The organism is Winogradskyella costae, from assembly GCF_013403865.1.
Lineage (GTDB): Bacteria > Bacteroidota > Bacteroidia > Flavobacteriales > Flavobacteriaceae > Winogradskyella > Winogradskyella costae.
This window is the reverse complement of record NZ_JABFDK010000001.1, coordinates 217,985-237,554: the sequence shown is the minus strand read 5'-3', so window position 1 is coordinate 237,554 and position 19,570 is coordinate 217,985. Positions and strand designations below refer to the sequence as shown.

General features: G+C 33.5%; 14 protein-coding genes. 10 read left to right on the top strand and 4 right to left on the bottom strand.

The window, feature by feature from the left end; translation table 11 throughout:
* Positions 1-137 precede the first annotated feature (137 nt).
* Positions 138-707 carry a YceI family protein gene (locus HM986_RS01000; protein ID WP_179333222.1) on the bottom strand — a complete coding sequence of 190 codons (570 nt, stop codon included), beginning with the start codon at positions 705-707 and terminating at the stop codon, positions 138-140.
* Between the two features lie 2 nt (positions 708-709).
* Entirely contained in the window at positions 710-1,168 is a 459-nt protein-coding gene (locus tag HM986_RS00995; protein WP_179333221.1) for a MarR family winged helix-turn-helix transcriptional regulator, read from the bottom strand.
* Positions 1,169-1,508: 340 nt separating this feature from the next.
* Here HM986_RS00995 and HM986_RS00990 point away from each other — a divergent pair, with 340 nt between their 5' ends.
* The 3 genes from HM986_RS00990 (at position 1,509) to HM986_RS00980 (ending at position 4,794) form a co-directional block, all read left to right on the top strand.
* Positions 1,509-1,826 (top strand): rhodanese-like domain-containing protein, encoded by a 318-nt coding sequence (locus HM986_RS00990; RefSeq protein WP_179333220.1) that lies wholly within the window; start codon positions 1,509-1,511, stop codon positions 1,824-1,826.
* 18 nt (positions 1,827-1,844) lie between these two features.
* Positions 1,845-2,246 (top strand): rhodanese-like domain-containing protein, encoded by a 402-nt coding sequence (locus HM986_RS00985; protein WP_179333219.1) that lies wholly within the window; start codon positions 1,845-1,847, stop codon positions 2,244-2,246.
* Between the two features lie 148 nt (positions 2,247-2,394).
* A complete protein-coding gene (locus tag HM986_RS00980; protein WP_179333218.1) occupies positions 2,395-4,794 on the top strand; it encodes a protein-disulfide reductase DsbD family protein in 2,400 nt (799 codons plus the stop codon).
* On the opposite strand, the gene HM986_RS00975 is transcribed toward HM986_RS00980, so the two are convergent.
* Both HM986_RS00975 and HM986_RS00970 read right to left on the bottom strand, forming a co-directional pair.
* Entirely contained in the window at positions 4,791-6,134 is a 1,344-nt protein-coding gene (locus HM986_RS00975; RefSeq protein ID WP_179333217.1) for a sensor histidine kinase, read from the bottom strand. The genes HM986_RS00980 and HM986_RS00975 overlap by 4 nt on opposite strands.
* The gene (locus HM986_RS00970; RefSeq protein ID WP_179333216.1) at positions 6,124-7,476 is read right to left on the bottom strand and encodes a sigma-54-dependent transcriptional regulator; all 1,353 of its coding nucleotides are present in this window, start codon (positions 7,474-7,476) and stop codon (positions 6,124-6,126) included. The genes HM986_RS00975 and HM986_RS00970 overlap by 11 nt, the downstream gene beginning before the upstream one ends.
* Before the next feature lie 207 nt (positions 7,477-7,683).
* On the opposite strand from HM986_RS00970, the gene HM986_RS00965 reads away from it, so the two are divergent.
* The 7 genes from HM986_RS00965 (at position 7,684) to HM986_RS00935 (ending at position 19,503) form a co-directional block, all read left to right on the top strand.
* Positions 7,684-8,934 (top strand): efflux RND transporter periplasmic adaptor subunit, encoded by a 1,251-nt coding sequence (locus HM986_RS00965; protein ID WP_179333215.1) that lies wholly within the window; start codon positions 7,684-7,686, stop codon positions 8,932-8,934.
* An 88-nt stretch (positions 8,935-9,022) separates the two neighbouring features.
* Positions 9,023-9,700, top strand: coding sequence for an ABC transporter ATP-binding protein (locus tag HM986_RS00960; RefSeq protein ID WP_179333214.1), 678 nt, complete (start codon positions 9,023-9,025; stop codon positions 9,698-9,700).
* Positions 9,701-9,853: 153 nt separating this feature from the next.
* A complete protein-coding gene (locus HM986_RS00955) occupies positions 9,854-12,271 on the top strand; it encodes an FtsX-like permease family protein (protein WP_179333213.1) in 2,418 nt (805 codons plus the stop codon).
* 58 nt (positions 12,272-12,329) lie between these two features.
* A complete protein-coding gene (locus HM986_RS00950) occupies positions 12,330-14,777 on the top strand; it encodes an ABC transporter permease (protein WP_179333212.1) in 2,448 nt (815 codons plus the stop codon).
* A 149-nt stretch (positions 14,778-14,926) separates the two neighbouring features.
* Complete coding sequence (locus HM986_RS00945) at positions 14,927-17,278, top strand: ABC transporter permease (RefSeq protein WP_179333211.1); 2,352 nt, start codon at positions 14,927-14,929, stop codon at positions 17,276-17,278.
* An 18-nt stretch (positions 17,279-17,296) separates the two neighbouring features.
* Positions 17,297-17,968 (top strand): ABC transporter ATP-binding protein, encoded by a 672-nt coding sequence (locus tag HM986_RS00940; protein WP_179333210.1) that lies wholly within the window; start codon positions 17,297-17,299, stop codon positions 17,966-17,968.
* Positions 17,969-18,078: 110 nt separating this feature from the next.
* Positions 18,079-19,503: a TolC family protein gene (locus tag HM986_RS00935; RefSeq protein WP_179333209.1), complete on the top strand. Its 1,425-nt coding sequence runs from the start codon at positions 18,079-18,081 to the stop codon at positions 19,501-19,503.
* The last annotated feature ends 67 nt before the right edge of the window (positions 19,504-19,570 follow it).

Sequence of the window (19,570 nt, the reverse complement as noted above, 5' to 3'; positions counted from 1 at the left end):
TTTATTTTCATTTGAACTTCAAAGATAGAAATCAAATTTCGGATTTCAAACACTTTAGGAAAAAAAGATTCCTGTTACCGTAAATTTTACGAAAACAGGAATCTAAATTTAAAGCTTACTCAGTTTCTTATTAAGGATTAGAACTTAAGCGTTACGTTTAGGTCAAATTCGTCATAAATGGCTTTATCTTTTAAAGTCTCTAATAATGATGGCGACTTATAGGTAATATTATGTTTTGTTCTATCAATCTTCAAAGTTGCAGTCGCTGTATTATCTTTAATTAGCATTGGAAAAGAAATAGCTTCTGTCTTTCCTTTAATAGTAATGTTCGCTTTTACGTTGAAATCTCCATCTTTACCAGTAACGGATGTAATGTCTAAAGTTGCAGTCGAAAATTCTTCTACACCAAAGAAATCGTCAGATTTTAAGTGACCATCTAATTTTTGTTTGTATTCTCCATCAAGATCTGTGCTACCAAGAGTCGTCATGTCGATAGTAAAGTTTCCTCCTGTTAAATCTTTTCCATTAAAAGTTAATGAACCGTTTTTTAAGTCAATTGTTCCGGTATGTTCTCCACCAACTTTATAACCCTTCCAAATTACTGAGCTTTCCTCAACTTTTACGGTTTTGTCTTTTAAGATTGTGTAAGACATAAATGATAATGCTAAAATTAATAGCATGGCGATTTTCGAATTTTTGTTTTTCATAATTATTTGTTTTTAAGTTTTATTAAAAGGGTATTCAATTGTATCAACTCTTCTTGAGTCAAATTTCTTGTGATGTTCTTTTCTGTTTGGTCTATAATTGGGTCTATTGTTTTTAAGGTGTTTAACCCTATATCTGTAATAATAATCTCTACTTTTCTTCTATTAGCTTTACAAATAGTTCGTTCTACAAAATTTTTCTTTATTAGCTTATCAACCAGTCTTGTGGTGTTACTCATTTTGCTTACCATACGTTCTTGTATGTCTTGTAAGTTTATGGCATTTCCATGCTGTCCTCTTAAGATCCTAAGGACATTAAATTGCTCTAGGGATAAATCAAAAGGTTTTAGCTCCACTAACAAATCGTCTTTCATCCATGTTGTGGTGTGGAAAATATTTATGACTGTCGCTCTTGAGACCGGTAAATCTATATTTGTTTTTAGTATGTCATTTAATTCTTTCATGTACAACAATTGTATATACAAATGTATGTGTTTTATTAAAACCTGAAATTAATGTTTTGTTAAATTTATAATTCTCGATATTCTATAGAGCTGTGATTTTAAGAAATGATGTACTAAAAAAAGGATTGAAGAGTTATATTTAAATAAGTATTTATCCATCAAAATTAAAAGATTAGAGTACGAGAATGCGTCAAATGGAAAGAATGACTAATATATTACAGTAGATTCCTACAATATTGGTGAGATATGTTAAAAAATCAATCTGAAATGTAACACTTCTGAATTTTTTACGTCTATATCATAATGGAATGTTAATTTTGCTAAAAATTAAGAACAAAGAATGGCTGATTTATCACAAGAAGAATGGACAAAGCAACTCGAAGCAGACGATAATGCAGTTGTTTTAGATGTTAGAACACAAGATGAAATTGATTTAGGGATGATTCCTAATGCAATTCATATAGATATATTTAAAGGGCAAGGTTTTATTTCCGAAGTAGAAGAACTAGATAAAACAAAAAACTATTATGTGTATTGTAAGTCTGGCAATAGAAGCGGACAAGCTTGTACTATTATGAATCAGCTAGAAATTGAAAACGCTTACAACCTTTTGGGTGGTTTTAACGAATGGCAAGGCGAGGTTACTCATAACCAGTAATTTTTTAAACCTACGATAATGAATAGAGTATTTGTATTATGTTGTTTATTGTTAACTTTAGGGGTTAGCACAAGTTGTATAGATAGTAGCTCGGCGGACGCAGAAATAAAGCTTATAACAGCTCAGGAGATGCAATCTATTTTAGAGTTAGAAGAGGTGCAATTAATTGATGTAAGAACGCCCAAAGAATATGAAGGTGGTTACATTGCTAATGCGCAAAATATAGATTTTATGTCTCCTACTTTTGATGATGATATTATAAAATTAGATAAAGATAAACCGGTGATATTGTATTGTCAATCTGGAGGTCGAAGTGCTAAATGCGCTCAAAAGATGAAAGATGCAGGATTCAAAAAAATATATGATCTTAAAGGTGGAATTTCTCAATGGAAATTCGCAGAAGAGACTCAAATTCAATAAAAATATAAACACAATCTAACCGAACTCTAAGTTCGGTTTTTTTATGCTTCTAATTCTCTTCCCAAATTCTTAAGATTTTTATAAATTAGACGCTTGTAATCTTAGAATAGAAACCCTTCTGTTACATTTGCAAATTAACATGTCGTTTATGAACTTTAAAAAAGTACTTCTACTTTGCCTTTTGGCATTTTCGTTTTCATTCAATTTATTCTCGCAGGTTTTTGATCCCGTAAAATGGGAAACTAAAGTTGAAAAGATTTCAGATACAGAATATGATCTAGTTTCTATAGCGACTATTGATTCTGGATGGCATTTATATTCTCAAAATGTACCAGATAATGGACCAATTCCTACTGGTTTTTCGTTTACAGAAAATGAGAATTTTGAGTTAGTTGGCGAAACCTCAGAAGACGAAGGTCATACGGTTGACGATCCTGTTTTTCAAATGCGGATTACTTTTTTTGAAAACAAAGCGGAGTTTACTCAACGTATTAAAGTTTTAAATAAAGAATTATCTATAGTTGAAGGTGAAGTGGAATTTATGGTCTGTGATGACGAAAAATGCTTACCACCAAATTATATAGATCTTGAATTTAACTTGAAGGATACAGAAACGGTTGAAAAAGATTCAGCCGGATTGCCATCTTTAGACTTAATGGGTGCCACAACTAAAATCCTCGAACCTGTTAAATGGAGTACTGCTGTTGAAAAAATAAACGAAACAGAATTCATCTTAGTAACTACTGCAAACATAGACAAGGGATGGAAATTGTATGCTCAAAATATTGAAGACGGTGGACCAATTCCAACAAGTTTTGAATACACATTAAATGAAGGTGTTGCTCTAGTTGGTAACACAACTGAAGAAAAAGGAGAAGAAAGTATGGATAAGGTCTTCGATATGAAGATTAAATACTTTAAAAATAAAACAGAGTTTAGACAAAAAATTAAAGTTTCAGATACTACAATTACTACAATAGAATCAGAAGTTGGCTTTATGTCTTGTGATGATACACAGTGTACAGCACCAACGTATGTCGATTTAGAATATGATTTAACTAAAACTGTTGTTGCTACTTCGGATATTTCTGAAAATTCCGATTCAAGTGATAAAAATTCAAATAATGGACTTTGGACTATATTTCTTTTAGGATTAGGTGCAGGACTAATCGCACTTTTTACACCATGCGTTTTTCCATTAATACCAATGACAGTAAGTTTCTTTACTAAACAAAGTAAGACTAAGTCAGAGGGAATTAAAAATGCGTTAATTTATGGTTTATTCATTATTGTCATATATGTCATTTTAGGAACGGGAGTGGTGGCCATTTTTGGAGCAAGTGCTATTAACGAATTTTCTACAAGTGTTGCTTTTAACCTTATATTTTTTGCTATCCTTGTTATTTTTGCAATTTCGTTCTTGGGAGCATTTGAAATAATGCTACCTAACTCTTGGGCAAATAAAATTGATAGAAAAGCAGATAGTGGTGGTTACACAGGTATCTTTTTTATGGCTTTGGCATTGGCCATTGTGTCATTTTCATGCACAGGACCTTTCGTAGGGAATATTATCGTATTATCAGCAACAACAGGAGGATTAGCTCCAGTGATAGGTATGTTAGGTTTTTCTCTAGCTCTGGCATTGCCATTTGGTTTATTTGCAGCATTTCCTGGTTGGTTAAATTCATTGCCAAAATCTGGCGGTTGGTTAAATACGGTTAAGGTGGTTTTAGGATTTTTAGAACTAGCCTTTGCGTTTAAATTTTTATCGCAAGCCGATTTGGTATTACAACTACACTTCTTAGAACGTGAAGTATTCATAGCAATATGGATTGCCATCTTTGGAGCGTTATCATTATACCTTTTTGGGAAAATTCAATTGCCACATGATTCGCCTTTAAAGCATATTTCAGTAGGTCGTTTATTGCTAGGCCTGTTAACTTTATCTTTTACTGTTTATATGATTCCAGGACTTTGGGGAGCACCATTAAAAATAATTAGTGCATTTCCGCCGCCGTTAGATTATTCTGAATCGCCTTATGGTGTAGGAAATTCTAGAGGTGGTGGTGCAAGTATAACAGATATTCCTGAAGGCGCCCATTTACTAGCACCACATGATATTTTGGCATTCAACGATTATGAAACAGGTTTGGCATATGCTAAAAAAGTAGGGAAACCTGTAATGTTAGATTTTACGGGTTGGGCTTGTGTGAATTGCCGTAAGATGGAACAAAATGTTTGGGTAGATTCCAAAGTATTGTCAAAACTTAAAAATGACATTGTTTTGATTTCATTATACGTTGATGAGAAAATAAATTTTCCTGAAGGTGAAGCACCAGATTCTCAATTGCGACCGGGTAAAAAATTACGAAATGTAGGTCAGAAATGGAGCGAATTTCAAACCGTTAAATACAAAACGAATACACAGCCTTATTATGTGTTAATGGATCATAATGAAGAAAATCTTATTGAGCCTGTTGCTTACACGCCAGATATTGAAGAATATGAGGCATGGTTAAAAGAAGGTATAGAGAATTTTAAGAATTAAAACACCAAGCTAAAAACAGAGCCTTCGTTTTCAATACTTTTTACTATGATTCGGCCTTTATGTAAGAGCATAATTTGCTTACAAAGACTTAATCCTATGCCACTACCTGTGGCTTTACTAGTAAAGAAAGGCACAAATATGTTCTCTAAAATATCTTTTGGGATACCAGAACCATTATCAATGACTTTTATAACAATATCTCTATTTGGGTTTTGAGATGCTAATACTTTAATTTGTGAATGGTCTTTACTTTTACAGGCGTCAACAGCATTTAAAATAAGATTGATAAGTACTTGTTCTATAAGATGTGCATCAATATCTAATTCTAATTTTGGTGAGGTAACCTCAAATGTAATGGCAATAGCTTTGGCTTTTATGGATGGTTCCATTAAAAGCTGGATGTTACTAAATAAGTCTTCAATTTTAACACGTTGTAAGTTGAGGTGTGTCACTTTACTCAAACTTCTATAGGTTTTCGCAAATTTTAAAAGGCCTTCACTGCGGTTTTTAATAGTTTTGACTCCAGCGTTTAAATCCTCTAATTCAAGACGCGTTTCTTCAGGATGTTCTATAGCTAATTGCAAGTTTTGTTGAAGTGTATCTGCCAAGGACGAAATTGGAGCTATAGAATTCATAATTTCGTGTGTCATCACACTTAAAAGCTTCTTCCAAGATTCTGATTCATTTTTATTTAAGGTATTATCAATATCCTGAATGACAATCAACTTAAATGCATCATCCTTTACTTGAAATACCGTATCGGAAATTAAAATTTTTATAGTTTCATTTTGAAGTGCAATAGAAATGGAATCCGGTTCGCGATGATAGGTTTCAAAAACGGTATTAAAGAGTTCTGGTTTTCTGTTTTCAACAAAGCGGATATTTTTAAAAGATGGGACATCTAAAATGTCTCCAAAAGGTTCATTACTCCATAGGACGTCTCCAGATTCGAGATTATAAGCAATAATTCCGATGTCTACCATTTCTAAAATCTTCTGTAGATACACATACTGTGCTTCGTTTTGCGAATTGATGTCTTTAATGGTTCTATTAATCTCATTAAAACCGGTGTACAAAAACCGAATATCTTTAGGACCTCTGTCTTCTGGAAACCATCTCGAAAAGTCACGATACTTAACCGCTTCAAAAAAATCATCTATAGCTACAAAACGACGTTTCACATAGGAATATGTATTTATAAACAAATAAAGTAGTGCAATGCTCGTAATGGTAATATAAGCGGATTGATCTTTGTAAATAGAATACACTAACGCAAGTATAACACTCACCAAAAGTAGAATTCTAAAAAAGAGCCAAAATATGTAACTTCTATAGTTCATACTTTTCTAGTCTTCTGTATAAAGCAGCTCTTGTAATCCCTAGATCTTTAGCTGATTTTGAAACATTACCTTTATTCTTTTCAAGGACATTTAAAATGGCGTTCTTTTCTAAATCGTCTAAGTTTAAACTCTGAGTTTTCATATTTGTAGAGTTCGATGAACGCTCTATAGAAGAAAATACTAAATCTTCTGGTTTTAAAACGGAACCATCAGTCATTATTACAGCACGCTCTAAAACGTATTGCAATTCCCTAACATTACCAGGGAAGTCGTGATTTTTTAATTTTGAAATGAATCCGGAATCAAAAGAAAATGGACTTTTATTATATTTTTCAGCATAAAAAGCTATAAAATGATGTGCTAATGCTGTAATATCTGTACCACGATCTCTAAGAGGTGGAGCAATAATATCTACGGTATTTATTCTGTAAATTAAATCTTTTCTAAATTTCTTTTCGTCTGCTAAAATTTGAGGATCGATATTAGTAGCGCAAATTAATCGAATATCAATAGGGATTGGTTCATTTGAGCCCAAAGGAGTCACTTGTCTGTTTTGTAAGACGGTGAGTAATCGGGCTTGCTGACTCAAACTAATATTTCCTATTTCATCTAAAAATAAAGTGCCACCATTAGCCGCTTCAAATCGGCCTTTTCTATCTTCTCTAGCATCGGTAAAAGCTCCTTTTTTATACCCAAATAATTCACTTTCAAATAGCGATTCTGTTAAAGCACCAACATCTACTTTTACAAACGGTTGGTGTTTTCTATTAGAGTTATCATGAAGCGCACGAGCAATTAAATCTTTTCCAGTACCATTTTCACCAAGGATTAAAACATTAGCATCTGTTGGTGCTACTTTTTTTAGTTTGGTAAAGACATCAATCATAACATCGCTATCACCAATGATTTCAATAGAATTTGTGTTAAATTGCTTCTTTTTAGTGTTTTGAGAGGTCTTCTGACTTAGTATCGTAGTCATGGTTTCTACGATTTTTTCATTCTTCCAAGGTTTCATTAAAAAGTCGGAAGCGCCTTCTTTTAATCCGCGTATCGCTAAATCAATATCGGCATAAGCGGTCATTAAAATAACAGAGGTTTCAGGTTTTTGGTGTCGAATTTTATTTAGCCAAAAAATACCTTCATTACCTGTATTGACCAAACCATTAAAATTCATGTCTAGAACAATTATGTCGTAAGCAGTCTTCTCAATTTGAGATAGAATATTACTCGGATTCTTTTCGGTAACCACCTCTCTAACCAGTGGTTTTAAAAGTAAGCGTAATGCTGTTAATACATCAACATCATCGTCTATAACTAATATTGTAGCGTTTTTTAATACCATCCATACAATATTACGATATTAAATTCAGCTTATAAAAATTCAAAAAATAAAATTTCAGTAGTGTTTAAAAGTGTACATTTTCGAACATAAAGTGTATCGAAATCGGACACTTTTAGTTTTGATAAAAACAATAATGTATTGAAAATCAATATTTTGTGTTTTTGGCATCATCTTCACTATATAAAAAGTGTAAATAATAGATATATAATGGACGTTCCAATTCAAAAGAAGAAATTTTCAACTCAAAAAATAGGATTAGCTATAGGGATTATAGCAATATTAGCTTTGATCATATATGTTATTTTTCAAACCTCAGGTGGTTCTAAATTGAATGTGGATAGAGAGCGAATTTCAATTAGTACAGTAAGTGAAAATGTATTTCAAGAAAACATTCCGGTCAACGGTATTGTGCTTCCAATCACTACAATTTATTTAGATGCTTTGGAAGGTGGGCGAGTAGAAGAGAAGTTTGTTGAAGATGGTGCCATGTTGAAAAAAGGTGAACCAATTCTAAGGTTATCAAATACCGATTTGGAATTGAGTCTCATTAACCAGGAAACGTCAGTGTATAATTTATTAACCCAAATGCAGATTTCTCAAAATGCAGCGCGCCAAAATACGATTAACAGACAAAATCAATTTACTGATGTTGAAAATAATCTCATTGAAGCCGAACGTGTTTATAATTTAAACAAACGGTTATATGAAAAAGGTGCGATAGGAAGAATGGATTACGAGTCTTCTGAAAATAATTACAACTATCAGAAAGAACGTATGAAACTATCTAAGCAAGTATTATCTGAAGATACCATTTCTTCAAAATTGGAGGTTAACCAAGCTCGTAATTCTTATGCTAGAACGCAAAGTGCCTTAGAATTAATGCGAAAAAAAGTAGGAGATTTAGTGGTTAGAGCTCCAATTGATGGGCAATTAACATCTCTTGATGCTGAAATCGGACAGTCTATTAATAAAGGCACACGCTTAGGTCAGGTAGATGTGATCACTGGTTATAAAGTAAGAGTGGATATTGATGAACATTATATTTCGAGAATCTATAATGGTCAAACAGGAACGTTTACGTTGAATAATAAAACGTACACATTGGTCATTAAAAAAGTGTTTACACAAGTTACCAATGGTCGTTTTCAAGTGGATATGAAATTTCAGGGAGATGTGCCTGAAGGTATTAGAAGAGGTCAAAATCTTCAAATCAGAGTGGCATTAAGTGCAGAAAAAGAAGCGTTGTTAGTTGCGAAAGGTGGATTCTTTCAAAAAACAGGAGGGAACTGGATTTTTAAAGTCAGCGAAGATGGTAACACGGCCTATAAAGTCAACATAAGATTAGGAAGCCAGAATACAGAATATTATGAGGTGCTTGATGGTTTAAATCCTGGAGATAAAGTAGTGACATCGAGTTATGATTCCTTTGGAGATACGGAAGAGTTGATTTTGAAATAGAAACAAGAGAATAGAGAAATAATTAAGAGTTAACAACTAATAGCTAAAGGCTAACAGCTAAGGGCCAACAGCCAAAAAAACAAATATAATGATACAAATTACGGACTTAGAAAAATTCTATAAAACCGAAGAAGTACAAACCATAGCCTTAAACAAATTATCATTTAATGTTAAAGAAGGTGAGTTTGTGGCCATCATGGGACCTTCAGGATGTGGGAAATCGACCTTATTAAATATTTTGGGATTATTAGACGATCCTGATGGAGGTAGTTTTATGTTTAATGGAACAGAAGTCGCTGGTTATAATGAGCGAAAGCGTTCAGAATTACGCAAACACAATATTGGTTTTGTTTTTCAAAGTTTTAATCTCATTGATGAACTAACGGTGTTTGAAAACGTAGAATTACCCTTGATCTATACAGGTGTAAAACCAGCAGAACGTAAACAGCAAGTCGAAGCGGTTTTAGAGAAAATGCAAATTATGCACCGAAGAAATCACTTTCCACAACAGTTATCTGGTGGTCAGCAACAACGTGTGGCTGTGGCAAGAGCCGTTGTAAACAAACCCAAACTAATTCTTGCCGATGAGCCAACAGGAAATTTAGATAGTACTAATGGAAATGAGGTCATGGATTTATTAATAGATCTTAATGAAGCAGGAACAACCATTATTATGGTAACACACAGTGAACACGATGCAAAATACAGTCACAGAATTATAAGAATGTTAGACGGACAAAAAGTAACCGAAAATATATTGGCATAAATCGACTTTCATCAATCAATCAATCAATCAATCAATCAATCAATCAATCAATCAGGCGGGAAGCACTTTAGTAAATCATAAAACAATTCATCACATACTACTGAAGTGCCAAAGCCAAATCAATCAAAAAACGAACAGTAATTCTAATACATCATGTTTAAAAATTATATAAAAATAGCATTCAGAAACCTTTGGAAGAATAGAACGTTTACAGCGCTTAATGTCGTTGGACTTACGGCAGCATTTGGAGTGGCCATATTGTTGGCGATGTACGCCGTTTTTCAACTGTCTTTTGATCGCTTTCATGAGCATGGAGATGAAATCTATCAAGTGTATACAGAGGATAGTGGGTTAAATGGCATTGAAGCTAACATCTCAAAATCCGAACCTTTTGCGGCAGCACTTCGTGAAGAGGTTACAGGCGTAGAGAAAATTACACGTTATAATGGTTCTGGAGTCTTATTAACTTATCAGGATAAGCAACTCGGTATGGGCACTGCGTATGTAGATCCCGATTTTTTCGACATGTTTAGCTTTCCAATTATAAAGGGTGATAAGACAAATCCAATAACGTCAGAGTCTTCAGTTGCAATGACAGAGCAGGCTGCAAAACGCATATTTGGTGATGAGAATCCTATAGGGCAAACCGTTACGATTTTAAGAGATGAAGTAGAAGTGCCTTTTAATGTCACCGCGATTATTGAAGATTTTCCCAATACAAGTTCTATAGGTTTTGATATCGTACTCAATTTTAAAAGTCAAAATGAGCATGCTTATGCCAGAACTGTAGGACGTTGGGACATGGAGAATCATGAGGTGTATATGCAACTTTCTGAAGGTTTAAAACCTGAGCAATTTGAGAAAAGCACAGCAGATTTTACCCAATTACATTATAAAAATGAGATTGATAATGCCAAGCGAGATGGCCTTCAACCTAATGCAGATGGCCTTTACAGACAAATAAAAGTATTGCCGTTGGCAGATGTTCGCTTTGCGAATTTTAATCAAGGAGTTGTTAGTGTCAATCGTACCATGCCGTATTTAGTTTTGGGAATTTCTTTTTTAATTCTGTTTATAGCTTGTGTGAATTTTATAAATATGAGTATTGCTAAAAGTTCACAACGCTTGCGTGAGATTGGCATGCGAAAAACGCTTGGAGCCAATAAAAAACAGCTGTTCTTTCAGTTTTGGGGTGAAAGCATTTTAGTGTTTTTAATTTCCATAGGGCTAGGAATTTTATTAGCCGTGTTTTTACTACCATACTTTCAAACCTTATTTAAAACCCAAGCGTCATTGGCAACCTTACTAAACCCATCATTGTTGGTTGTGCTTGTTTTGAGTGTTTTGCTGATCACATTAATTGCAGGAGGTTATCCTGCGTTATTAATGAGTCGTCTTGGAACTTTACAAAGTTTAAAAGGAAAACTCGACGTCAATGGTAAAAACCATTTGCGAAATAGTTTAATGGTCTTACAATTCGGTATTGCTATTTTACTGATTAGTGGTACGCTTGTACTTTGGGATCAGGTGGAATTTATGAGGACTAAAGACTTAGGTTTCAACAAAGATCAGGTGATTGCTTTTCCACTGAATGGCCAACTTAACGATCAACAAGCAATAGAATTACTTCGAAATACGCTTCAAGATAAACTTAATATTGTAAGTGTTACAGCATCTAATAATATTTTAGGTTTAGGAAAAGATGGCTCGCGTTCGACTAGTATTTTAGGTTTTGAACACAAAGGTAGAGGCGTGGATACGCATATGTTAGTCGTTGATGCAGATTACGTTGAAACTTTAGATTTGAATATTATTGAAGGTCGTTCATTTCGAAAAAACTTAGCGAGTGATAGTCTTTCCGTTATTATCAATGAAGCTATGGCAAAGCAACTCAATGAAGATGATATTTTAGCCTCACAGATAGATTTAGATGATGCTGTATATTCTGTTGTAGGTGTTATTAAAGATTTCAATTTTCAGGAACTTGACCAGACGATTGCACCTATGACCTTATTTGCACTGCCTAACTGGAATTTAAGAAACGTCTATGTAAAAGTAGCTCCACAAAATTTAGAACAAGCTTATAACGATGTAAAAGCAGCCTGGAATACTATTGAGCCCAATGCCGAATTTCAAGGGTCTTTTTTAAATGAAAATATTGATAGAACCTTGCGAAATGAGCGCACTATGATTACCATGATTGGTAGTGGTTCAATACTCGCTATTATCTTAAGTTGTATCGGTTTATTTGCGATGTCATTGCTCATTGTAGCACAGCGTAAAAAGGAAATAGGAGTTCGTAAAATAGTCGGTGCGAGTGTCTCGGCCATTACAATATTACTGACTAAAGACTTTTTAAAATTAGTCGTTATCGCTTTTTTAATCGCGTCGCCAATAGCATGGTGGGCAATGCATAATTGGTTACAGAATTATGCGTATCATATAGATCTTAATATTTGGATGTTTTTAGGTGCAGGCGGCATAGCAGTAGTGATTGCCATGTTAACCATAGCTGTAAAAACAATAAAAGCGGCAACCTCTAATCCTGTAGAATCTTTAAGAACGGAATAATCATCATCAACCTGCAAGTGTTTGAAACCTTGTAAGTTTTGCTATAAAACAATACATCATGATTAGAAATTATTTCAAAATAGCATGGAGGAACCTCATGAAGCATAAGGTGTTTTCTCTAATTAATATTATTGGTCTTATCATTGGATTAAGTGCGTCGTTTGTCATTGGATTAATGATTTATTACGATGCTACCTTTGATACATTTCATAAAGATAAGGATCGTATTTATAGAGTAGTTACAGATTTAACGAGTCCTGAGGCTACTTTTTCTATTCCTGGAGTCACTTTAGCATTGGGGGATGCCATTACCGAGAATTCAAATTTTGAAACCGTTAGTGGGTTTTATATTGAACGGCCTTCAAAAGTTGAAAATAGAGAATTAAATTCCGAATTTAAATGGCCCAACTTCGTCATTTTTGCAGATGCTAATTATTTTAAGATTTTCGATTATAAATTTTTAGCTGGTAATACATCTGAAATTTTAGCGAGTCCTAATAATGTTATTCTTACTGAAAATCGAGCATCTGATTATTTTCCAAATACGAAACCGTCAGATATTATTGGAAAAACCCTAGTTTACAATGATTCACTTCATATAACGGTTACAGGAATTGTTGAGAATTTTAAAGAACGAACAGATTTTGTGTTTGAAGAATTTATCTCGCATTCTACAATTTTACAAACGCGATTAAGAGAGGATTTCCTCAATAAAAATTGGAATAACACTAACGATGCGTCTCAGCTTTTTGTAAAAGTGACTTCAAATGCGGATTTATCAGCGATACAAAATCGTTTGGATAATTTAGCAAAGGAGCACCAAGATGAAGAATCTAAAAAATATGGTGATGAACAACAATTTACGTTGCAACCATTAGGAGATATTCACTTCAACGAAAAGTATGGTATTTACGATTGGTCTAAAGGCCAGGCTAGTAAATCGCTGCTTACAAATCTCGCTTTGGTGGCTATATTTCTATTGGTGTTAGGTTGTATCAACTTTATAAATCTTAATACAGCGCAAGCTTCTCAGCGTGCTAAAGAAATAGGAATCCGTAAAACTTTAGGAAGTTCTAGAAAACAGCTTATCGGCCAATTTATGGGTGAAACATTTTTATTGGTTTTGGTGTCTGCTGTATTATCGCTATTGCTTTCTAGATGGTTGATTAATGTGTTTTCAGATTTTGTGCCAGAAGGTTTAAGTTATGAACTGATGAAATCACCTTTAATTATTCTTGGTATCGCTGTTCTATTACTTTTAGTGACATTTTTATCTGGCTTTTATCCCGCATTAGTACTTTCAAAATTTAACACGGTTTCAGTTTTAAAAAATCATTTAGCTGTCGGAAATAAAAAAGTGAAGCTCAGAAAATTCTTAACGGTTTTTCAGTTTTCCATTGCTCAAGTATTTGTAATTGCTACGTTATTAGTTGGTCAACAAATTAATTTTCTTTTAGAAACAGATATGGGTTTTAAAACGGATGCTATTGTGTCTGTTTATAGCCCAAGAGCGGAACGCGAAATTTCTAAAAAAGAGCTTTATGCCGAAAAATTAAGAGCTATTCCAGAAATTAAGTCGATTAGTATTGGAGGCCATGCACCTGCATCTATTTCTACTAATAGTTCTTCAGTCACTTATAATAATGGTGACAATGAGGTTAATTTAGACTTACAATTTATTTTTGGCGACGTCAATTACGCTAAGGTATTTGAGTTAGATCTTATAGCAGGACGAACCATCAGAAATGATACCGTAAAAGAGCTCGTGATTAATGAGACATGCAGAAAAAGACTTGGTTTTAAAAGTCCCGATGAAGCAATTGGTAAAACGGTTTTATTAGGTGATCAAAGTGTGCCTATAGTCGGAGTTATGGCAGATTTTTTCCAACGTTCCTTGCGAAGCGATATCAAACCCATGGCATATAGAGGAGATTGGTATCTACCAGATTGGAGTCAGTTTCAAGCTGTTCATATTGCTTTTCAAAATGAATCATCAGCAGATTTTAAAGGAACACTTTCAAAAATTGAAAATACTTATAAAACAGTCTATACTGAGACCGATGATTATCGCGTAGAGTTTTTAGACGAAACCATTCAGAAGTTTTATAATCGGGAGCAAAAGATGTCCAAACTTTTAAATTGGGCAACAGGTTTATCAATATTAATTAGCTGTTTAGGATTGCTCGGACTTGTGATTTATACCACCAACCGACGTGTAAAAGAAATTGGAGTGCGTAAGGTTCTAGGAGCGTCATTACTTCAAATTAACGCGCTCTTATGCAAAGAGTTTTTAATCTTGGTAGCGATTGCTTTTGTCATTGCGGCACCAATTGCGTATTACGGCATTAATAATTGGTTGCAAGATTTTGCATACAAAACAAGTATTAATTTTTGGGTGTTCTTAGTGAGTGGCTTGGCGATGATTGTCTTTGCCTTATTAGTCATCAGTGTAAAGACGCTTCAGGCGGCAAATGCCAATCCTGTGGATTCATTACGCTCAGAATAAACTGTTCATTTACGAACAAGAAGTGTATCAAATTCGAACAGTTTTAAATTCTTAATTAAACATAAAACACTGATATATAGTTGTTTGTGTTTTTGGCATCATCTTCACTATATAATGAGTAGAAGTAATCAATTAAGTCAAAAAATAGTATGATTTTAAATTATATAAAAATAGCCTTCCGGACTTTACGTAAAAATAAAGGGTATAGCTTTCTAAACATTTTCGGATTAGCCATAGGAATTACGTGTGCTAGTTTAATTTTTCTTTGGGTTGAGGATGAGGTAAGTTTTGATTCTGATTTTTCAAAACAAGATCAAGTTTACTATGTACCAACACATCAAGAATATGATGGTGAATGGAGAACGTTTAATTCTACTCCAGGACCATTTGCTGAAGCTATGAAAGCGGAAATTCCAGGAATAGTAAAAGCATCACGAACAAAGCATCGAGATTTTTTATTTGCTGTAAATGATAATGCCATCAATAGCGGTGGACGTTTTGTAGATGAAGATTTTATAACAATATTCAGTTTAAAGTTTGTAGAAGGCTATGCAAAAGAGGCTTTTAATAATCCTGAAGCAATCGTTATTACTCAAGAAACGGCAGAGCAGCTTTATGGCAAAAACACAAAAGTATTAGGCAAAGTACTTAAAGTAGACAATACAGATAATTACCTGATTACAGGAGTTATTGAGAATTTACCAAAGAACGTAACGTTTCCTATTAATTGGATTGCACCATTTGAACGTTGGAGTGGAGATAAAGAATGGACCAATGGTTATGGTAGTTTCTTCGCAGATACATTTGTTGAGTTGTCACCAGAAGCTGATTTTAATGCTGTAAATGATCAAGTCCTTGGATTACTTGAGAAAAAAACAGGAGACAGTGATTCAAAAGCATTTTTACATTCTATAAAAGATTGGCATTTAAGAGGTAATTTTGAAAATGGAAAGCAAGTTGGAGGACGCATAGATTCGGTTAGATTATTTACAATTATTGCTTTAATTATTTTGCTTATAGCTTGTATTAACTTCATGAATTTATCTACTGCACGAAGTGAGAAACGTGCGAATGAAGTTGGAGTAAGAAAAGCCATGGGTTCTGGTCGTTCACGATTAATTTTTCAATTTATATCGGAAGCTTTAATCCTTTCTTTTATCGCGACTTTGGTAAGTGTATTGTTGCTCTTTATTTTATTACCGCAATTTAACTTGCTTATTGAGAGGAATTTAGTTTTAGGATTAGCGGAACCACTACATATTATCTTTTTATTAGGAATTACGCTTGTTTGTGGAGTCTTCGCTGGCCTTTATCCAGCGTTCTACTTGTCTTCGTTTAATCCTGTTGAGGTCTTAAAAGGTTTAAAAGTCACTCAAGGATCTGCAACATTTATTAGAAAAGGATTAGTTGTTGGGCAGTTTACAATTTCAATTGTTTTTATTATTTGTACCATTTTGGTTTATCAACAAATTCAACATGTAAAAAACAGAGATTTAGGTTTTGATAAAGACCAGTTGATATCATTGAATGTCAATGGTACTATGATTGAAAAATTTGATGTCATCAAACAAGATTTAATACATACAGGAGCTGTTTCAAGCGTAGGTTTAAATAATTCAGGTATTTTAAATGGAGGCAACAATGGTTCTAACTTAACATGGACGGGCGGAACAGATACAGAAGATATACTGATTTTCTTTAGATATATCAGTTCGGATTTTTTAGAAACAGCAGGTATGAAACTTGCCGAAGGTCGTGGTTTTAGTGAAAATGTAGCAAAAGATAGTAGTAGTGTTTTAATTACCGAATCGTTTGCTAAGCTTATGGGAACTGGCAGTGCTATTGGTAAAAAAGTAATACGAGACGACACTTACACAGTAATAGGTGTTGTAAAAGATTATCTGTTCGAAGATATGTATGGACAAAGTGATCCTGTGTTATTTTTTAATTATCTGGGTGAATCTAGTTACATGTATCTAAAAACGAATCCTAATATTGAACCAAATGAGATGCTGTCTAAAGTTGAAGCGGTTATGAAAAAACATAATCCTGCGTTTCCTTTTGAGTACAGCTTTGTAGATGATGCTTTTAATGCCAAATTTAGAAGTGAACAACTCATTGGAAAACTCTCTCAACTATTTGCCTTACTAGCAATTCTTATTTCTTGCCTTGGGCTTTTTGGATTGGCCGCTTATACTGCAGAACAACGTAGTAAAGAAATTGGAGTAAGAAAAGTATTAGGTGCTAGTGTTGCAGGTATTGTGAAATTATTATCTAAAGACTTTTTGAAGTTGGTTGGTCTTTCCATTGTTATCGCAATTCCTATGGCTTGGTATGTTATAGATAATTGGCTTCAGAATTATGCGTATCGCATAGAAATTAATTGGTGGATTTTTGTAATAGCAGGATTTGTGGCTATTGTGATTGCGATGATTACGGTAAGTTTTCAAGCGATAAAAGCAGCATTGGCAAATCCTGTAGATAGTTTAAAAACAGAATAAATAAAATCAGCAATCAAAATGAAAACTATATTAGTTAGCTTAAACGAAGCCACTAGAACTGTAAACTCAGGTCGCCATAAAATTACATTACTAGATAATATCAATTTAAATGTTGAAGAGGGAGAATTCATTTCACTCATGGGACCTTCTGGTTCTGGGAAATCTACTTTGTTGAATTGTATTGGTATGTTAGATAATTTTACCGATGGAGGTTATACATTTCTTGGGGAACCAGTGCATAGCATGAAAGAAAAAAATCGTTCTAAACTCTACAAAGAATATATTGGTTTTGTGTTTCAGGCATATCATCTTATAGACGAATTAACAGTTTATGAAAATATAGAAACTCCATTGCTCTATAAAAATGTAAAATCATCGGAACGTAAAGCGATGGTAGCAGATATGTTAGATCGTTTTAATATCGTTGGTAAAAAAGATTTATTCCCAGTTCAATTAAGTGGAGGCCAACAACAATTAGTTGGTATTGCTAGAGCTTTAATCGGACAGCCAAAATTAATCTTAGCAGACGAGCCAACAGGGAATTTAAACTCGAAACAAAGTGAAGAAATTATGGAGCTCTTTGCGCAATTAAATAAAGAAGGCGTAACCATAATCCAAGCGACACATTCGGAAAGTAATGCCGCTTATGGTTCAAGAATTATTAATCTGCTTGATGGAAAAATAGTTTAGGAAAAAAAAGTTGATAATTCACTTAAGGCTCAATTTGCAATAATACATTGAATATTAGGACGTCCCCTTGAGGGGACTTTAGGGGTGTTTTATAAAATAATACAATAATCATGATACATAAACTCATACTATTTATCATCATTGTAATGATGAGTTGGGCTGGTTTTGCTCAAAATACAACGGACAAAAGTTATACTTTAGACGACTGTATCGCTATCGCTTTAGAGCATAATCTCGATTTAAAATCGACCAACTTACAAGCCAATTCAGCGAAAGTAAATTACCAACAATCAAAAGCCGATGTATTGCCAAGTCTTAATGGTAGTTTTAATTTAGGGGTTAATGATGGTCGAAGTATAGATCCATTTACCAACGCTTATATCAATCAGGAATTAACATTTTCTAACTTAGGATTGAGTTTAGATATGACCATCTTTAATGGCTTTCGGTTATTAAATTCTGCCAAACAAGAAAGATTGAATAAAAAAGCTTCAGAATTAGAAATTGAAGCAGCACAACAAGATTTAATTTTAAATGTAACCTTAGCCTATCTTCAAGTTTTAAATGCTAAAGATGTTTTAGAATTAACTAAAGCACGATTAGAAACGACTAAACAACAACTTAAAATTCAACAGGGTTTTTACGATAATGAATCAGGTAATCCAGCTGATTATGCAGATATTTTGGGACAAGTGGCGAGTGATGAAACAAGTGTTTTGGTATCTGAAAGCAGCTTAAATAATGCAAAATTAAGCCTAATGCAATTGATGAATTTAAAAGAGAATATTAATTTAGTTACCGATGGCTTACTTCTTGATTTTAATAAATATGAAGTTTCTGCCAATGCTGTTTTTGAAGAAGCTATTCGAAATTTAGCCACATTTAAAGCTAAGGAATTACGAATAGAAGCCGCAAAAAAAGGGGTGAGTGTTGCAAAATCTCAATTCACACCAGAAATATCACTTTTCGGAGGTATCAATACCAATTACTCTAGCGCAGCTGAGTTATTTTCTTTAACAGGAACAAGCATTGTTGGAACTGGGGATTTTGTAACGGTCGATGGTCAAGATTTACCAATTAGGACAGAGCAGACCAATTTTGATTCAAACGGTATTAATTACAAAGACCAATTAGATAATAATTTAAATACGGTTGTTGGTGTTCAAGTTTTTGTTCCATTATTTAATGGTTTTAGAGCTAAAAATAATGTGGCTTTAGAAAAAATTAAAGTTGAAGAATCTATCATTGAATTAGAACGTACATATGTTGACATTAAGAATGCGATTGCTCAGGTATATTTTGATATGGAAGCGGCTTATAAGCGTCATAAAAGTTTAGAGAAACAGGTGGAAGCCTACGAAGAGTCGTATCGCATTAATGATATTAGATTTAAAAACGGTGTATCTAATTTCTTAAATTATATTACAAGCAAAAACAATCTAGACAACGCCAAAGTGAATCTCTCCAATGCCAAATACGATTACTTACTACGTGTAAAAGTTTTAGATTATTATAGAGGGACTAATCTATTATGATTAGTTGAATTCGTTCAACTTTTTATCTTCAGAGTAAAGCAGATACATTTCATGGTTTTTGAGCTAA

Bases quoted from the DNA above. Each gene is read 5' to 3' on its own strand.
- HM986_RS01000 (WP_179333222.1), bottom strand. From the start codon at position 707: ATGAAAAACAAAAATTCGAAAATCGCCATGCTATTAATTTTAGCATTA.
- HM986_RS00995 (WP_179333221.1), bottom strand. From the start codon at position 1,168: ATGAAAGAATTAAATGACATACTAAAAACAAATATAGATTTACCGGTC.
- HM986_RS00990 (WP_179333220.1), top strand. From the start codon at position 1,509: ATGGCTGATTTATCACAAGAAGAATGGACAAAGCAACTCGAAGCAGAC.
- HM986_RS00985 (WP_179333219.1), top strand. From the start codon at position 1,845: ATGAATAGAGTATTTGTATTATGTTGTTTATTGTTAACTTTAGGGGTT.
- HM986_RS00980 (WP_179333218.1), top strand. From the start codon at position 2,395: ATGAACTTTAAAAAAGTACTTCTACTTTGCCTTTTGGCATTTTCGTTT.
- HM986_RS00975 (WP_179333217.1), bottom strand. From the start codon at position 6,134: ATGAACTATAGAAGTTACATATTTTGGCTCTTTTTTAGAATTCTACTT.
- HM986_RS00970 (WP_179333216.1), bottom strand. From the start codon at position 7,476: ATGGTATTAAAAAACGCTACAATATTAGTTATAGACGATGATGTTGAT.
- HM986_RS00965 (WP_179333215.1), top strand. From the start codon at position 7,684: ATGGACGTTCCAATTCAAAAGAAGAAATTTTCAACTCAAAAAATAGGA.
- HM986_RS00960 (WP_179333214.1), top strand. From the start codon at position 9,023: ATGATACAAATTACGGACTTAGAAAAATTCTATAAAACCGAAGAAGTA.
- HM986_RS00955 (WP_179333213.1), top strand. From the start codon at position 9,854: ATGTTTAAAAATTATATAAAAATAGCATTCAGAAACCTTTGGAAGAAT.
- HM986_RS00950 (WP_179333212.1), top strand. From the start codon at position 12,330: ATGATTAGAAATTATTTCAAAATAGCATGGAGGAACCTCATGAAGCAT.
- HM986_RS00945 (WP_179333211.1), top strand. From the start codon at position 14,927: ATGATTTTAAATTATATAAAAATAGCCTTCCGGACTTTACGTAAAAAT.
- HM986_RS00940 (WP_179333210.1), top strand. From the start codon at position 17,297: ATGAAAACTATATTAGTTAGCTTAAACGAAGCCACTAGAACTGTAAAC.
- HM986_RS00935 (WP_179333209.1), top strand. From the start codon at position 18,079: ATGATACATAAACTCATACTATTTATCATCATTGTAATGATGAGTTGG.